Raw genomic sequence first — 17,839 nt, forward strand, 5'->3', positions numbered from 1 at the left:
CGGGGAGCCGGGGGCGAGGTACCGGTGTAAGATAAATATTTCTTAAAACCCGCACCTGGAACCTCACTCCCCGCACCAAAAATTACTACTTCTTCCCGTTAACCGGTAATGTGAACCAATTGTAACCGTCGCGGGCAATTAAGGCCTCGGCAGCTTCTGGTCCCCATGAATCGGCAGAATAGTTAGGGAAATTCAAACTCTTTTTATGTTGCCATGTGCTTAGTATCGGCATAACCAATTCCCATGCAGCTTCAACCTGGTCGCCACGCATAAACAGCGTTTGATCGCCCATCATGGTATCAAGTATCAGTGTTTCATAAGCTTCGGGGGCCTGGTTAGTATAGGTGCCTTTGTAATCAAACACCATATCAACAGCGTTTAATACCATATCAATACCAGGGCGTTTGGCCTGCACCTGTAAACGGATGCTCATTTCTGGCTGTATGCTGATGATGAGCCTGTTTTGCTGCCAGCTTTCTGTTGCTTCGGCCGGGAATATCTGGTGAGGTACATCCTTAAACTGTATGGTGATCACAGATGATGACTGGTGCATTCTTTTACCGGTACGTAAATAGAATGGTACACCTTGCCAGCGCCAGTTATCAACAAAGAATTTAATAGCTGCAAAAGTTTCGGTATTTGATTCAGGATTAACCTTTGGTTCTTCGCGGTAACCCGGTACTTCTTTGCCCTTCATCCAGCCGCTGCCGTACTGGCCACGCACGGCCGAATTACGCACATCCTCGGGTGTAAATTTGCGCATGGCTTTCAATACATCAACCTTACGGTCGCGTACCTCATCGGCGCTAAAGCTAACCGGTGGCTCCATGGCTATGTGGCAAAGCAATTGCAACAGGTGATTTTGGATCATATCGCGCATGGCACCGCTGCCATCGTAATAGTCGCCACGTTCTTCAACGCCTAATTGCTCGGTGACAGAAATCTGTACGTGCTCAATATAATTACGGTTCCATAGCGGCTCCATAATGGAGTTGGCAAAACGGAACGCCATAATATTCTGAACGGTTTCTTTACCAAGGTAGTGGTCAATACGGTAAATCTGGCACTCGTCAAAAATACTTTTCAATAACGCGTTAAGTTCTTTAGCTGTTTCCAGGTCATGACCGAATGGTTTTTCGATGATGATCCTAACGCGTTTTTTATCTTCGGCCAATTTGGCTTTTGAAATGTTCGACGCGATGATTGGGAAAAAGTTTGGCGCCACGGCAAGGTAAAATAATACGTTTGCTTTGGTTTTCCACTCGGCATTGTGTTTATCAATACGTTTGCCAAACTCTTTGTAAGTTTCGGCGTCGGTAGCGTCAGATACCTGGTAGTAAATATTGTTTACAAACTCGGCCCATTTCTTCTCGTCGGTTTTACCGCTGCGCGAAAACTGGTTGATATCTTTATGCAGGTTTTCCCTGAATTGCTCGTCGGTTAATTTGGTGCGGCCTGTTCCAATTATTGAAAATTGTTTCGGCATCCAGCCATCTAAAAATAGATTGTAAAGGGCTGGTGCAATTTTCCGGGAATTTAAATCGCCGGTGCCACCAAAAATGATGAATATAGTAGGATCTGATTTAGTGCTTGTGCTCATTGTAATTTTATTTTGTGAACAAAGATTTGGGGAGCAAGGATTTTGGGACAAAAGATAAAAGGACAAAAGAGCAAGGATTACCTGCAAGCTTTTTCCTTAAATCATTATTCTTTCCATCCTTATTCTTTACTCCAAAAATCCTTGTTCCTTTTGTCTTTGTTCCTTGCTCCTTTAATCCTTACTCTGCTTTAGTCCATTGCGTGTGGAAAGTGCCTTCTTTGCCTATCAGCTCATAAGTATGCGCGCCAAAGTAGTCGCGTTGAGCCTGGGTAAGGTTTGATGGCATCCTTGCACTGCGGAAAGCGTCAAAGTAGCTTAGTGATGCAGCGTAGCCTGGTGTGGCTATACCTGCCGCGATGGTTTTTGACAACAATGTTCTGATACCTTTTACAGATTCTTCAATCAAGGCAGCAACATTGCTATCTAATAGTAAGTGCTCTAAACCGGCATCTTTTTCGTAAGCGTTAAAAATGTCGTTCAGGAATTTTGAGCGGATGATACAGCCGCCTCTCCATATTTTGGCAATCTCACCTAAATGCAGATCGTATTTATACTCGGCAGATGCATTTGAAAGCAATTGCATGCCCTGCGCATAACTAACAATCATGGTGAAGTAGAAAGCCTGCTCCAATGCAACAAGTATTTCTTCTTTATCCGCATCAAAAACAATTTCTTCGGTAGCGTAAATAGCGGCAGCTTTTTCGCGCAGTTGTTTGTATTTTGACATATCGCGCATAGATACCGAAATATCTACGGTAGGAATTGGAGCCTGCAGGTCCATAGCCACTTGCGATGTCCATTTACCGGTACCTTTGGCGCGGGCCTCATCCTTAATATCATCTAATAATAAATGATCTGTTCCCGGTGCTTTAAAGGCGAAGATATCTTTGGTAATATCTAACAGGAATGATTGTAAACGGCCTTCGTTCCACTGGGCAAATACCTTTTGCATGGCATCATTGTCCATCTTAAGGCCTTTTTTCATTACCTCGTAGGTTTCTGCCAGTAATTGCATCAAACCATACTCGATACCGTTGTGCACCATTTTAACAAAGTGGCCAGATGCACCAGGGCCAATATAAGTTACGCATGGCGCGCCATCTACCTTAGCTGCAATAGCTTCGAAGATAGGCTTCATTACGTTATAAGCTTCTTTATCGCCACCCGGCATCATGCTTGGGCCACGGCGCGCGCCTTCTTCGCCGCCAGATACACCCATGCCAAAGAAATGCAGGCCAATAGCCTCTAATTCGTCAACACGGCGGTTGGTATCTGTAAAGTGCGAGTTACCGCCATCAATTAAAATATCGCCTTTCTCCAATAGCGGAGTAAGTTCCTCAATTACGGCGTCTACAATTTTACCTGCTGGTACCAGCATCATAATAGCACGTGGCGTAGTAAGGCTTTGTATAAATTCTTTAACATCGCCAAAGCCTTTAGCGGCCCTATCGCCTGCTTCGTCATTTAATGACGCTACTTTACCGGCATCTTTATCATGCCCGGCCACTGCAAAACCGTGATCGGCCATGTTTAATAGTAAGCTGCGGCCCATAACGCCTAAGCCTATCATGCCAAAAGCATATTTATCTGTTGTTGCGCTCATGTTGTTTTGAGGTTTTCTTTTTTAAGGTCTTCTAATATTTTTTTGGTGGTTTCAAAGCTGGTATGCTGGAACGAGCGGATGCCCAGCTTTTGAGCCGTGGTAACAAACATCATCCTATCATCAAAGTATACACATTGTTGTGGCGATGCCTGGGCAATACCCATAGCCAGCTGCCATATGCCCGGATCAGGCTTGCGCATTTTTACCTCGCACGATGATACAAACGCATCAAAGCACTCGTGCAGTTTAAACTTGCGTACCCGGTAATCATTAAGCTCTTTACCTTCGTTATTAACAGAAATAATACGGAAGCCACAGTCTTTTTTCCACTCTTTTAACCATTGCAGCATATCGGGCAGCTCAACCGAGGTAGAGTAAATAAAATCCTTAAAATCTTCGCGCACAAAATCCCTTGGGTGGTTAAAAATTACCGTATCCAGGTATTCATCAAGCGTGATACTGCCAATTTCATATACATTGAAAATGAAATTGTGCAGGGCGTTTACTTCGGCATAATCAAGGTTAAACCTTTTTGCTGCTTCCTCGCGGGCTTCGTGCCCCCAACCGTTGGATAGCAAAATGCCGCCCACGTCAAAAAAGAGGATCTTCAGATCTGCAACTTCCATAGGTGTGTAAGTATTATTTGTTTTTTTGATCTTCGATAGCGCCTAACAGCTTCTCAAAAGGTTTGTTGAATTTTTCGATGCCTTCATCCTCTAATTGCTGAGTGATGGCGTCAAGATCAATACCTAAATCTTTTAGTTTAGCTAAAGTAGCGGTTGCTTCTTCCAAGCCGTCTTCTAAAACATTAGCAGCAATACCATGATCGCGGAAAGCGTCAACAGTTTCTAAAGGAACGGTATCAACAGTATCCGGACCAATTAAAGCCTCTACGTATTTGGTATCTTTAAATGCAGGGTTTTTGCTGCCTGTACTTGCCCAAAGTAAACGTTGTGGCTGCGCGCCTTCTGCTGCCAGTTTTTTCCACCTTTCGGTGCTGAATACTCTTTTGTAAATTTCGTATGCTTTTTTGGCCGATGCGATAGCAACTTCGCCTTGCAATTCTTTAGCGCCTTTAGCTTCCAATAACGGATCAACAATAACGTCGATACGGCTCAGGAAGAAGCTGGCTACAGATGAAATGTGCGCAATTTTATGACCGGCAGCTAAATGCTCTTCTAAACCGGCAATGTAAGCTTCGGTAACAGCTTCGTAACGCTTTAAACCAAAAAGCAGGGTAACGTTAATGTTGATGCCTTTCGCGATTGATTGCTGAATAGCGGCTAAGCCTGGTTGTGTACCAGGGATTTTGATCATTACGTTTTCGCGGTCAACTTTTTTCCACAGTTCTTCGGCTTGTTTAGCGGTACCTTCGGTATCTAAAGCTAAAAACGGAGAAACCTCTAAACTTACGTAGCCATCAACTTTGTTTGATTCATCGTAAATACCTTTGAAAAGGGCTGTTGCCTGCTGGATATCTTTAACAGCTACTTCAAAAAATAAAGCTTCATTATCTGAAGTGGTTTTAGCCAGTTCTTTAATATCTGCATCATAATCAGAGCTGCTGGTTATCGCTTTTTCAAAGATAGCCGGGTTTGAGGTTACGCCTCTAACGCCATCTTCGTCAATTAATTTTTGCAGTTTTCCGGATGCCATGATCTCGCGGTCGATGAAATCAAGCCAGATACTTTGTCCGAAACTGTGTATCTGTTTTACATTGTTGGTTGCCATAATGGTCGGGTTAAAAATTATATTTTTTATTGGATTGAACTCATAAATAAGCAAAATGCCTATTAACTTAATAGATATTGTGCAAATGTATTCGTTTGATCCGTTTTGTAAAGTTCTTTGTTAATATTCTGTTTATTGTAAGCCAAATATCATCATTTGGTTACGGTAAAGTAACAATGCTAAGTATTTGACGCTACTAAAATCTCCAGGTTATAGCCTATAAATAATCCGCTTTCAATAACACCGGTAATGCCTTTAATATCTTTTTCCATGCTTAGTGGCACATCGTTAAAATGGCAATCTAAAACCATGTTGTTGTTTTCGGTGATGATTGGCCCGTCTTTGCCTTTTGCCGGGCGTACCACAATGCTGCTTGCACCTAATTTTTGCAGTTCGGCTTCTACATGCAATAAAGCTTGCGGAAACACTTCAATGGGGATAGGGAAGTTAGTACCTATTTTATCCACTATTTTAGAGTCGTCCACAATGATGTAATTTACCGGGCTTGAGGCTATTAAAAGTTTTTCTTTAAACATAGCGCCGCCGCGACCTTTAATCAGGCTATTGTTAGGGTCAACCTCATCGGCACCATCAAACAACCAATCGGGTTTGTGCTCAAACAAGGTAGTAAGCGGAATGCCAAGCTTAGCGCAAAACATCGAAATTTCTAACGAGGTTGGGATAGCCAAAACATTCAGCTTCTCGGCCTTAATTCTATCAGCAATAGCCAATAAAGCCATATACACGGTAGAGCCTGAGCCGACGCCCAGCACATCGCCATCCTTTACCTTAGCGGCAATTTGCTGCGCCACTTTCTGCTTGCCCGCAGCATTAATGATCTCTGACGACCAGGCCAGGTTGTTAATAAGATTACTATTCCAATCCATTTTTTTAGTAGTAAGTATCAAGTAGTAAGTATCAAGACCGCCTTTTAGTATCAAGTATTAAGTATCAAGTATCAAGACAGAGCCCCTTCTACCATTACTTTAAAAAAAACTTTAATACTTAAAACGGAGGTAAGTATCAAGCAATAGAAAAAATCTTACTACTTGATACTTACTACTTACTACTTTAATAAAGCTTTCGCCCTCGCTACAACATTATCAACTGTGAAGCCAAAGTGTTTATACAAGTCATCTGCCGGGGCCGATTCGCCAAAGGTGGTCATGCCAAGCATGTCGCCTTCGTCGGTAGTGTATTTATGCCAGCCCATTGGCGATGCCATTTCAACGGCTAAACGTTTTTTGTATGCTTTAGGGAATACCGACTCTTTGTAAGCCGCATCCTGTTTTTCAAACAATTCCCACGATGGCATACTCACCACGCGGGTTGAAATACCTTCGGCTTCTAATTTAGCCTGTGCATCCATAATCAGGGCTACTTCAGAACCGGTTGCCATTAAAATCAAATCGGGGTTTTTGCTGGCTTCTGATAAGACGTAAGCGCCTTTTTCAAGATTTTCGGCTTTCGCGTATTTATCCTGATCAAGGATAGGCAAGCCCTGGCGGGTAAATACCAATACTGTTGGGCCGCCTTTTTTCTCAATGGCTACCCGCCATGCATGCGCGCTTTCGTTGGCATCGGCCGGGCGAATGATGGTAACATTTGGGATAGAGCGTAAAGAGGCTAATTGCTCAACCGGTTGGTGGGTTGTGCCGTCCTCGCCTAAACCAATACTATCGTGGGTATAAACAAATATAGGGCTCACTTTCATAATAGCGGCCAAACGGATTGGCGGGCGCATATATTCTGAGAACATGAGGAAAGTAGCGCCAAAAGGCAATACGCCTTTTGTTAAAGCCATACCATTTAAAGCCGAACCCATGGCATGCTCACGGATACCGAAGTGAAAGTTACGGCCGCCACGGTTTTCAGATGTGAAAGAATCAAACCCTTTAAGGTTGGTTTCTGTAGACGGGGCTAAATCTGCCGCGCCGCCAATTAAATTTGGCAGGCCTGCTGCAAGCGCGTTAAGCGTTTTGCCAGATGCCACACGGGTAGCCATTTTAGGATCAGACGCTTTAAATACCGGTAATGCATCTAACCAGCCTTCAGGCAGTTCGCCTTTAAACGCGGCTTCGTATTCTGCAGCTAATTCAGGGTAGGCTGCTTTATAATCGGCAAATAATTTATTCCATTTTTCTTCGGCTGCACCACCACGGGCACCTTTGTCATGGTAGTATTTTAATACTTCATCAGGCACGTTGAATGATTTATCCGGATCAAAGCCAAAAAATTCTTTTACCAGTTTAATTTCATCGGCACCAAGCGGCGCGCCATGCGAACCTGCAGTACCAGATTTATTAGGGCTGCCATAAGCGATTAACGAACGTACGCGGATCAACGATGGTTTTTGCGCTTCGGCTTTAGCGTTTATCAAAGCAAGCTCTAAAGCGTGGGTATCGTTAACATCCGGTAAATCCTGTACATGCCAGCCGTATGAACGGAAACGGGCGCTTACATCTTCGTTAAAAGTAATATCTGTAGCACCTTCTATCGAGATATGGTTATCATCGTATAAATAAATAATGTTACCCAACTCCAGGTGACCAGCTAATGAGGCGGCTTCAGAAGTAACACCTTCCATCATATCGCCATCACTTACAATAGCATATACATGGTAGTTAAAAAGATCAAAGCCTGGTTTGTTATAACGCGCGGCTAAGTGTTTTTGTGCTATGGCAAAACCTACACCGTTGGCAAAACCCTGTCCCAGCGGACCAGTTGTAACATCAATACCAGGAGCCAAACCGTACTCGGGGTGACCGGCGGTTTTGCTGTTTAACTGGCGAAATTGTTTAATATCATCTAAACTTAAATCGTACCCGGTTAAATACAAAAAGCTGTATTGTAACATACAAGCGTGACCGCATGATAGGATAAACCTGTCGCGGTTTGCCCAATCCGGGTTTTTAGGATTGTAGTTTAATGCTTTTGACCATAAAACGTGGCCCATAGGTGCCAGTGCCATTGCTGTGCCGGGGTGGCCCGAGTTTGCTTTTTGCACCGCATCTGCCGATAAGATCCTTACGGTATCTATTGCTAATTTTTCTATGTCCTGTGTGTTTTCCATTATTATGTTGGTATTGTATATTATTCTGTTGGGGTTGCTACTACGCGTTTTGTTTTGCTTTCACTATCATCAAGCCACAGCCTGGCTCCGCCTTTGATGCCATCGGCATTGGTTACAATTTTCATGTTTTTATCCAACTTAAAAGTAAGCATGTCTGAATTGCCGCCGCCTATATATAAAGTATCGTAGTTGAATACGGTTTTTAATATTTCAAAAACCTTTTTCATCCGTTTGTTCCATTTTTCTTTACCCTCTTTCTCCAACGCCCGCTCGCCAATGTAATCGTCATAATCTTTGCCCTCTTTAATAGGCAGGTGCGAAAGTTCAAAATGCGGCAGCAGGTGGCCATCCATCAATAGGGCTGTACCAAAACCGGTGCCCAGGGTTATTACCATTTCAAGCCCTTTGCCTGCTACAACGCCTAAGCCTTGCATATCGGCATCGTTTACTACTTGCGTGGGTTTGCCCAGGGTTTCGGTAAGTTTTTGCGCCAGGTCAACATCGGCCCATAGCTTGGTGTTTAAGTTTGGCGCGGTTTTAACAACGCCGTTTTTCACATAACCAGGGAAGCCAACCGAGATTTTATCATAAGCAGGGAACTTTTTGATCAGCACCTTGATGGCGTTGATCAGATTTTCGGGGCTGGCTGGTGCCGGGGTAGCGATCTTATCGTACTCCATCTTTAATTCGCCCTTGCTGTTTAAAATAGTGGCCTTAATGTGTGAGCCACCGATATCGATTGAAAGAATTTTTACCTGAGATGAAGTAGTTTTCATTGAATATAGATTTTAACGCTTTTGGAACCCGGTGTTAACCAGGGTGTTTAGTAATTGTAGCGCGTAAATATCACATTTTTAATAATATCTGTATGTTAAATTGCATAAATAACACCCAGAGCGGTAAACAGTACAAGAGTAAAGTTAGCCCGGATGTTTGCTTTGTCAACAGATATTTAAAACTATTTACTTAAATGTGGCAAAAACGTGTCATTTGGACACAAATGTTCATAACTCCTCGGTGAATTTGCACTGTTACGATGGGTTTCAAATCATCGTTATCTCATGTTAAACTCTCTTAATAGATACTCGACTGGCTTAGCACTATGTCTGTTTGGTTTTTAACCAATATTTCGCGATTATGGCGGCATTGTTTTGTAAGAGATTGCAATAAATGGCTTAAAATGTCAGAAAAAATTAGGTTTTCTGTGTTGTTTGTTGGTTAATTATAGTATTTATGTCTAAAATCATTGCAAATATGTCTTTTTAATCAAATATTACATAGTAAAACATGATTTAAATCATGTTTTTTATTGATTTTTAATAGAAATTAAATTTTTGCCCGGTTTTATGGAATATTTTTGCGCTTTCCATATAAAAAAGCCCGATAAATTTGGCGGCAGCGTGATATCTATGTTCCACCTTCCTTTTTTTAGCTCATATTTTACAGCTATTTGGCCGTTAGGGTGCGGAATTTCGCCGCTTATCGCTTTCAAATCGCCCAGGTGTGGCTCAATTTTTACTTCGCTAAAGCCTGGTGCGTAGCTATCTACCCCCAACACGGTGCGGTAAAACTCAATATTAGGGCTGGCTCCCCAGGCGTGGCAGTCGGACCGGTTATGTTCCAGGTCGGAGATCTCGGCCCAGGTTGTTAAGCCCATGTCGATGTTGCGCCGCCAAATGTCGAGCCAACTCAAATAGTTATCGCCAAAGCCCGCCTTTATTAAGGCCTGGTGCAGGTAGTATTTAAAATAGATGGTACATTGGGTAAGCGTGCTATCGGTCATTAGTTTCTTGCCAAGGGCGGTTTCGTCTGCGCCGGATGCCATCCCGGTTAATATGGCCAGGGAGTTGGTATGTTGCGAAAACAGGTGATCATCTTCCACATCGGAGTATAGTTGCTTATCGGTCACCCAATACTTTTTTTGAATAGTAGCTTTTAATTGGGATGCTTTATCGGCGTACATTTTTGCAAAGTAGGACGCGCCCAATTTAGCCTCCATTTGGGCGGCCTGGCTGTAGGCCCACATCAATTGCATATCTAACAATGCCGAGCTTCCTTTGGCGCTTACCGGTGCCGCCCCAAAATCCCAGCCTTTGCCGCCAACCCAATCGGCAAAGTTCCAGTATGGGGTATCTTTTAAAGAACCATCGGGCTGTTGGTATCGGGCAAAAAACATAAGCACATCCTGTACGCCCTGCAGTTTATCTTTTACAAAGCTGCTATCGGGCCGGTACATCCAGTAATCATGCAGCATGCCAATGTACCATAATGAAAATGTGGAAATTATTTGTGGCGAAAAGGAGGGATGTCGGCTCAGGGTAATACCTTCGGCCAGGCGGGAGTGGTCCATCAGGTTGATGGCATTGCGCACCAGGCGGTCGTCGCCGCTGTTGTAATACGATACCAGGGCCTGGATGCGGGTATCGCCAACGTATTGCAATTGCTCATAGTACGGGCAATCGGTATAGGTTTCCCAGGCGCAAAGACGGGCGGTGCGCCAGCCAATATCCAGCATCTTTTGCATTTCGGGCGTGCCGTTGAGTCTGGCATTTAGCTGAAACGGATAACCGGTAAAGGTGCCGTAAAGATCATCAATAATTAAAGGTTCGGCACCTGTTTTAACCTGTAATTGAATATAACGATAAGTGCGGAAAGCCAGCGTAGTAAACGATTGCCCATTAGCGCCATTGGAAATAATACTATCCTTTCGACCGGCAAAAACATGCCCTTCCACTTCATTGCGGTTGCCCTTTTCCCATTCGCCGTTGGGGTTTAGTTTGGTAAACAGGGCTTCGGCATAGCTTAAGCTGATACCCGCGTTTTTGCCTTTGCTAAAATTAAGGGTAACATAAGCGTTGGTTAAATAAGTTTGATCGAGCAGTAAGGTAGCCGTGGTATTTGCCGGGATAGTAATAGCGGTTTTTGTTGCCGGGAAAGTTTTGGGAACACTAATACCATCTGCCTTGCGGAGCACAGGAATATGCTGCATGGTTAGCTCCACCGGCGGGATGGCCGAAGGCACCAGCATCCAAGCGAAAGCGTTAACCGTTCCCTTGGTATTGCCATTATCTATTTTGATAGCGTTTTTCCACCCGCTATCATCAAAAGATGCCGCGTCCCAATTATCGATGCCCTGGTTCATATCTATCCGTTCACCCGGCCCGGCTACATAATAAGGGTGAAAGCCAATACCGGTGAGCGGCTTATAAGCCGGGTTACGAACACCTTTCCAGGTTTTATCGGTATTTACTACAGCCTCGGCCTCCGAATCGCCCTGCATAATAAAGCCTGTTTGCAGACTGATCTGCGCTTCGGGACGGTAATCGCCGTCGTTCCAGACCAGCGCGGCAATGGTATTCACCCCCGCTTTAAGGTAAGGCGACAGATCGACGGTTTCGTAGTTCCAGTAATAAGTATCGCCACGGGCCGGGCCCAAGGATACCAGCGTTTGGTTAACATATAGCTTGTACCGGTTATCGGCCGATACGTGTACAACGAAGTTTACAGGTTTATCTTTAAGATCGATACTTTTCCTGAAATAATACACACCATAATCTTTTAAAGACTCGCCGGGCAAGGTTATCCAGGCCGCTTTCCATGAACCTTTCAATAAGGCCGGATTAATAGTTTGGGCGTTTCCGTTTATCGCGGCCGATAAAAACAGCAGCAATAATAAGGGCTTTAAAAGTGCTTTCATGAAAGTGTAGGTTAACAGGTGGTTGTAATGCTAAATTACAATTAAAGTTAGATGGTTTGATATTGAAAATAGCATTGTAGGGAAGCGTGGGGCAACGTATGAAAAAAGGCGGTGGGCGTGTGCGATTCCTTCCTTGGGGAAGGAGGCAATGTCATTAAGTTAAGGAAAAACAGAATTAGAAATAATATCGAATAATGAATTTTGAATGTCCAACACCGAAGGGTTTTACTTCATTATTCGATATTGGACATTCTGTGTTCAATATTAAAATCAACATTAAATCCTTAACTTAATGACATTGGGGGAAGGAGGAGGTTGGGGTTTAATCAGCTACCCATCGCCACGTTTTCCATCGCTTTTAGAAACCCCTCCCTGCATTTGCGCGCATTCCCAGCCGCACCCCTCCCGAGGAAGGGAATAAAAAAACCTTACACTATGGGAATGGAATTTAAACCCATCCTCACGCTGAAAACATTGCCCAATTTTAAAAACCTTTCCTGTACCAATATTGTACAATTGTTGTTTGTTATGTAATTCCACCTATCTTTATTTTTTACCTTACCTGATACCTATGGATATTTTAACCTTATTTGTGTGCCTGCTCATCGTTATTTTGGTGATTAACAGCAAGGGAAGTATAACCCGGCAACTCAACAAACAGAACGATGAGTTGCAAGCCCAGATATTGCAGCTTAAATTGATGATTGATCAATTGAGGCGACTGGCATCCGGTGATGAAACAGCTAAATCAGATGAAAAACCTAAGCCCGTTACAAAAGAGGCCCCGGTTGTTAAAACACCCGATGAACCAATCGTAGTTACGCCGGTAATACCGGTTGTGGTAGAAGTTGATATTAAGGCCGAACTTGTAGAACCTTTAACCCTTGAAAAACAATCAGAAGTGATTAGCGACAGTTTATCCACCATACATCGCCCTGTAAAAACCAATGCTCACATTCCGCCAACTCCGGCCGAACCAAAGCCATCTTTTTTTGAAAGCCACCCTGATCTGGAGAAATTCATTGGCGAAAACCTGATCAATAAAATTGGCATTGCCATATTGGTGTTGGCCATTGGCTACTTTGTAAAGTTTGCTATTGATAATAACTGGGTTGGTCCGCTGGGGCGTATCGGTATTGGCGTGGCTTGCGGCGCTATTTTAATAGGGATAGCCCATCGGTTACGCAATAGTTATAAGGCGTTTAGTTCGGTATTGGCCGGCGGCGGTTTGGCGGTGTTTTATTTTATTATTACGCTGGGGCATCACCAGTTTCATTTACCCGATAGCCAGGTGGCCGCATTTGTTATTTTGATAGTGATCACCATTTTCGCGGTGCTGCTTGCCTTGTTGTATGATAAGCAGGAACTGGCGGTTATCGCTTTGGTGGGCGGCTTTGCCAGTCCGTTTATGGTAAGTACCGGCAAAGCCAATTATGATGCTTTGTTTATTTACCTGCTGATATTGAACACCGGTCTGCTGGTTATCGCCTACTATAAAGCGTGGCGGGTGCTTAACATTGTATCCTTTGCCTTTACCGTACTGGTATTTGGCGGCGTGGTGTATACGCTTACCCCGGCTACATACCATTACGGCTTTATATATGCCAGCATATTTTACGTACTGTACTTTGCCATTAATGTGGCCAATAATGTAAAGGAAAACAAAAAGTTTATAGGCTCTGATTTCAGTATCCTGCTGCTTAACACGGGTTTGTATTTTGGCGTAGGTCTGTACCTGCTTACCATGATGCACGAGCAGCAATTCAGGGGCTTATTTTGTGTGAGTTTGGCTGTGGTGAACCTTGTTTTATCATACATCCTGTTCCGCAACCGTAAGGTTGATACCAATGTGCTGTACCTGCTTATTGGTATTACGCTCACGTTTATTTCATTAGCCGCGCCAATTCAGTTACATGGTAACAGTATTACGCTTTTCTGGGCTACCGAAACGGTGTTGTTGTACTGGCTATATCTGCGCTCGTCTATCAAACTCATGAGACTGACATCGCTTATTTTATATACAGCCATGTTGCTGAGCCTGTTTATGGACTGGTACCAGATATACATTTACCAACAGGGCACATTAACCATTATTGCCAACAAGGGATTTATTACAACGCTGGTAGCCGCAGTCAGTTCATCGCTGATGTTTGTGCTGATAAGACGCGATCAGGAGCAGGGCAAAGGCGATGTCAAAATAAGCCCGTATATCTTTAGTACGATAGGTCTTGCGTTATTATTTTTAAGCGGACTTTTAGAAGTGAACCACCAGTTTTCGAATCGCTATCCCGAAACATCATTAAACATCTTGTACATGATGCTGTATACGCCGGCATTTATTTATGCCTATTACCTGGTATCGCTAAAAGTTACCGTATTGCGATTTAATGATAGCTTGCGCATTGGAATCCTGGTGGTTGCTATCACTATTTACCTGGCGGTGATGCCTGGTTTCTTTAGCCTGCTTACCGATATGCTGACATTAAAAAAAACGCCGCTAAGTCATTACTCGGCGCATTGGATCAGTGCCTTGTTTATATGCCTCTTGTTTTACCGCCTCATCCGCCTGTGCCAGTCTACGTTAGATGCTGGTATGAAAACCCTTTTTACTTGGATCATCAGCGCCGGTGTTGTCGCATTTTTAAGTCTGGAAATTTGCCTGTTGAGCAACCTGCTGTTCTACAGTAAAATGCACGATATTGACAGGATTGAAACGGTTTACATCAAAACTACGCTGCCTATTTTATGGGGACTGCTGTCGTTCGCGTTGATGTGGCTGGGTATGCGGTATAAAATGCGCACCATGCGTATTGTATCGTTAAGCCTGTTTTCGCTTACATTATTAAAACTATTTTTGTTTGATATTGTGGATATCCCGCAGGCCGGTAAAATAGCGGCATTCTTTTGCCTGGGTATTTTGCTGCTCATAATATCGTTCATGTACCAAAAGGTTAAAAAAATTATTGTTGATGATGAAACCACCAAAAAGGCCGATGAGCCTAAGGAAGAATAGCATTGTATTAACCGCGTTATTTTGCGGCTTAACGCTTGCTGCATCGGCACAAAAAACTTTTAAATATGGTGCCGCGCTGCAAAAGGCAGATAGTACGGGCTTTTACCGCATTAACCTGCAGCCGGCCTTTATTGCCAAAGCAAAGGGCGATATGGCCGATATCAGGATAACTGATGCCAAAGGCAATTTTGTGCCTTATATACAGGCAGGCAGCCTGCCGCAAAAAGATCAGAAAAGTTTTGTTGTTTTTAATACGATAGACGCTCGTCTGCCCACTGATACCGGCACCACCTACGTGGTTGAAAACAAAACGGGGCTGCCGCTTGATCGCCTTTGGATAAAGCTGCAAAATACCGCCGTGCAGCGTAAAGTAAACCTGGTGGGCAGCGATGACCTTAAACAATGGTTTGCCATACAGGAAAATATCCCACTACAGGAAGCCGTACAAAACAGCGAGGGCACTTACATGCAATCGCTCTCATTCCCAGCCAGCAGTTACCGCTATTTAAAGCTATTGGTTGATGATAAAAACAAAACGCCTATCAAATTTTTGCAGGCCGGTGTTTATACCGCGTATGCCGCCATGCTGGCTTACACCCCTATCCCCGGACTTACATTTACCCGTGCTGATAGTAACAAGATCACCTTTATCAATATAAAACTGAATGATAATTACCAGGTAAACAAGCTGCATCTTAATATCACCGCGCCCAAATACTTTAAACGAAGCGTTATCATTTATCAGGTAATTGGCGGCTATAAAGAAGCCGTTTTAGAGGCCGAACTAAATTCCATAAAAAACAACGATCTGCTTTTTGCCGCGAAAGCAAAACAACTGCAAATACAGATCAGCAATGGCGATAATCAGCCTTTAGCTATCAGCGATATCAAGGCCTATCAATCCGACGAATACATTATCAGTTACCTGGAAGGCAAACAAAGCTATCACCTGCTTGCCGGCGACTCCACCGCCCAGGCACCCGAATACGATTTGAAGTTTTTTGCCGATAGCATAAAGGATAATATCCCGGCAATTAATCATCAAGCTATCGTTAAAAATACCGTAGCCATCGCCGAAAAACCAAAAGCAGCTAAAGATTATACGGTGCTGATCTGGCTTGCCATCATTGCCGCTGTTGGTGTATTGCTACTGCTTACTTTAAAGATGGTGAAGGAAGTGGGGAAGAAGGCGGGAGAATAACGATAAGGTTTAGATTAAATTGTGTTATTTGTTTTTGCGCCCCAGGATTTTAAATCCCCTCTTGAGAGGGGGCGCGAAGGAATGAGCGATGGCAGGGGGGTGTTTAGCCCGCGTTCTACTCGTTTATATAAACACACCCCTCCGCCCCTCTCAAGAGGGGAATCGCACATGCCCTCTGTTTTTATCGTATCGTTATCCTTACCTTTTGATACTCAAAATATCATGAATAGCATACTCCGCTCGTTGTTGGTGTTGTCACCAACAACAGGTTCGGGTACCCAGCAATGGTCGATTACCTAAAAAACACTAAGAATTGCTACTTGATGTTTTGGAACAATGGCAAGATTTTCTTAGTGATGATAGCGCCGGATAAAGTTGTTGGTGACAACACCAACAACGGGCGGGCTTTAATTATTCAGCAACTGATCGGCAACTATTTTACTGCCAACAATGCATGCTACGGTGCCAAGACCGGGCCAGGTGGTGTCGCCGACCATTCTGAAGTTTTTTATACCAATATCATGTGGCATCGCTTTCTGATTTGAGTTTTGTAAATTTTGCCTGATACCGCCAACGGTACCGTTTATCCTTCCGGTATATTTTTGATACGTACGTGGTGTCCCCACCTCATATAACACCGCGTTTGTGCCTAATTGAGGATATACCTGCTTTGCCAAATTAATCAAATGTTTGCCCATGTCTTCTTTTTTCTGCTGATAAGCTTCTTCGGTAAGATGCCGCCATTCGCTAAGCTTGCAGTGTGTCGATATCATTACTGCCCTGTATTCCTTGGGGGCACTATCAGTATCGCCCTGGGCCGAAACAGAAATAAACATATTGTTCCCGTTGCCCAGCGGTAAATTATAATCATATAATAGCTGGTGATGCGTAATAGGTTGACAGCTCACTTCAGATTCGGGTACGCCCAAAAAAACAACAATAGCGCTTTCGTAGCGGTCGTTATCTCTTGTAACGTAACGGTTTAAAATCTGTTTTATATTAGGCGGAGCAATAGTCATCGTGTTTTCGGCAGGTATCGCGCTTACAACCTGCCTGGCCAGGAAAGTTCCTTTCCTGGTTATAACCATATAGCCGTTGTTCATGGACTCTAACTTTTCAACCCTGTGGCCTACTAATAACACTCCGCCCAGTTTTTTATAATGAGCGGTTAAGTTTGCCCAAAAACCTTTCATCCCACCCTTGGCTCGTCGCAATCCGGCGCCGCGTATGGTCATTCCAAGGGCCGCGTTAATTAAGGGGCTTCTTCAAGGGTACTATTTACAGTGTCTTCTACCAGCATAGATAGTACCGCCTTTAACTCCCGGTCGTTTTCAAGTCCATTTTTTTTTAAAATATCTATTACGGTACAGTTTAAAAAACGGCCCAGCAAAATATTACTGATACCAATTGAATTAACCGCGTTTAAAGCGTCTCCAATGTTCTGGATAGGCAATTTCACACCCTTGCTGCTGGCCTGCCAAAACACACGCGCCAGCTTATCCATTAAAGCCCAGAAACGTGCATGGGCAGGTGTGTTTCCTAACTTTGCTATTCTTTCCTGGTGCCATTTATTTTTATCGCGGTAAAGCTGGATCGACTTGCCAGGCAACCATAACCGGTAATCCAACGGTTCCGATTCGGGCATTTTCAGACCTATGGCGTTGAGTAATTCGCCGCCAATACCGCCTTGCTCAAAGTCAACAAGCGTAGTGGCGCCAACATCAAAGCTAAATCCTTTTTTGGAAAAGAAGCCCGCGCAGCCGCCCGGCTGACCATGCGCTTCTAAAATCAGGGTTGATTTTCCCGCTGCCTGGAGCCTGGTAGCAGTTGCCATGCCGGCAACTCCACATCCTATAATAACTACGTCGTAACTCTGCATTTGTCGAGATAAAATAAGATAAATATTTCGGTACTCAAGGCC

The 17,839-nt window shown here is 43.8% G+C and carries 13 protein-coding genes; 3 read left to right on the plus strand and 10 right to left on the minus strand.

Translation table 11 applies throughout. From position 1 onward, the window contains the following. Positions 1 to 85 precede the first annotated feature (85 nt). From zwf to QWZ17_RS22135, 8 genes are all read right to left on the minus strand, one after another. Positions 86 to 1,600, minus strand: a complete 1,515-nt coding sequence (gene zwf, locus QWZ17_RS22100; RefSeq protein ID WP_290307493.1) for a glucose-6-phosphate dehydrogenase — start codon at positions 1,598 to 1,600, stop codon at positions 86 to 88. 178 nt (positions 1,601 to 1,778) lie between these two features. Beyond that, the gene (gnd, locus tag QWZ17_RS22105; RefSeq protein ID WP_290307494.1) at positions 1,779 to 3,203 is read right to left on the minus strand and encodes an NADP-dependent phosphogluconate dehydrogenase; all 1,425 of its coding nucleotides are present in this window, start codon (positions 3,201 to 3,203) and stop codon (positions 1,779 to 1,781) included. Continuing rightward, positions 3,200 to 3,829 (minus strand): HAD family hydrolase, encoded by a 630-nt coding sequence (locus tag QWZ17_RS22110; protein WP_290307495.1) that lies wholly within the window; start codon positions 3,827 to 3,829, stop codon positions 3,200 to 3,202. Before QWZ17_RS22110 ends, gnd begins: the two co-directional genes overlap by 4 nt. Before the next feature lie 13 nt (positions 3,830 to 3,842). Then, complete coding sequence (gene tal, locus QWZ17_RS22115) at positions 3,843 to 4,934, minus strand: transaldolase (protein ID WP_290307496.1); 1,092 nt, start codon at positions 4,932 to 4,934, stop codon at positions 3,843 to 3,845. Between the two features lie 179 nt (positions 4,935 to 5,113). Beyond that, positions 5,114 to 5,821, minus strand: a complete 708-nt coding sequence (gene rpiA, locus QWZ17_RS22120; protein WP_290307497.1) for a ribose 5-phosphate isomerase A — start codon at positions 5,819 to 5,821, stop codon at positions 5,114 to 5,116. Between the two features lie 179 nt (positions 5,822 to 6,000). Continuing rightward, entirely contained in the window at positions 6,001 to 8,007 is a 2,007-nt protein-coding gene (gene tkt / locus QWZ17_RS22125) for a transketolase (protein ID WP_290307498.1), read from the minus strand. Between the two features lie 20 nt (positions 8,008 to 8,027). After that, complete coding sequence (locus QWZ17_RS22130; RefSeq protein ID WP_290307499.1) at positions 8,028 to 8,783, minus strand: ROK family protein; 756 nt, start codon at positions 8,781 to 8,783, stop codon at positions 8,028 to 8,030. A gap of 530 nt (positions 8,784 to 9,313) precedes the next feature. Continuing rightward, positions 9,314 to 11,704 (minus strand): alpha-L-rhamnosidase-related protein, encoded by a 2,391-nt coding sequence (locus tag QWZ17_RS22135; RefSeq protein WP_290307500.1) that lies wholly within the window; start codon positions 11,702 to 11,704, stop codon positions 9,314 to 9,316. 571 nt (positions 11,705 to 12,275) lie between these two features. Between QWZ17_RS22135 and QWZ17_RS22140 the strand changes: the two genes are divergently transcribed. The 3 genes from QWZ17_RS22140 to QWZ17_RS22150 all read left to right on the plus strand — a co-directional run bounded on the left by QWZ17_RS22140 (position 12,276) and on the right by QWZ17_RS22150 (position 16,218). After that, the gene (locus QWZ17_RS22140) at positions 12,276 to 14,717 is read left to right on the plus strand and encodes a DUF2339 domain-containing protein (protein ID WP_290307501.1); all 2,442 of its coding nucleotides are present in this window, start codon (positions 12,276 to 12,278) and stop codon (positions 14,715 to 14,717) included. Then, on the plus strand, positions 14,698 to 15,918 hold the full coding sequence (locus QWZ17_RS22145) for a DUF3999 family protein (RefSeq protein ID WP_290307502.1): 1,221 nt from the start codon (positions 14,698 to 14,700) through the stop codon (positions 15,916 to 15,918). The genes QWZ17_RS22140 and QWZ17_RS22145 overlap by 20 nt, the downstream gene beginning before the upstream one ends. 168 nt (positions 15,919 to 16,086) lie before the next feature. Beyond that, entirely contained in the window at positions 16,087 to 16,218 is a 132-nt protein-coding gene (locus QWZ17_RS22150) for a hypothetical protein (protein WP_290307503.1), read from the plus strand. A gap of 107 nt (positions 16,219 to 16,325) precedes the next feature. Here QWZ17_RS22150 and QWZ17_RS22155 read toward each other — a convergent pair whose 3' ends face one another. Then, positions 16,326 to 17,153 (minus strand): phytoene desaturase family protein, encoded by an 828-nt coding sequence (locus QWZ17_RS22155; RefSeq protein WP_290307504.1) that lies wholly within the window; start codon positions 17,151 to 17,153, stop codon positions 16,326 to 16,328. 17 nt (positions 17,154 to 17,170) lie between these two features. Then, entirely contained in the window at positions 17,171 to 17,797 is a 627-nt protein-coding gene (locus QWZ17_RS22160) for a phytoene desaturase family protein (RefSeq protein ID WP_290307505.1), read from the minus strand. Positions 17,798 to 17,839: the final 42 nt, after the last annotated feature.

Origin of the sequence: Mucilaginibacter flavus, assembly GCF_030409315.1 — a bacterium.
Classification (GTDB): Bacteria; Bacteroidota; Bacteroidia; order Sphingobacteriales; family Sphingobacteriaceae; genus Mucilaginibacter; species Mucilaginibacter flavus.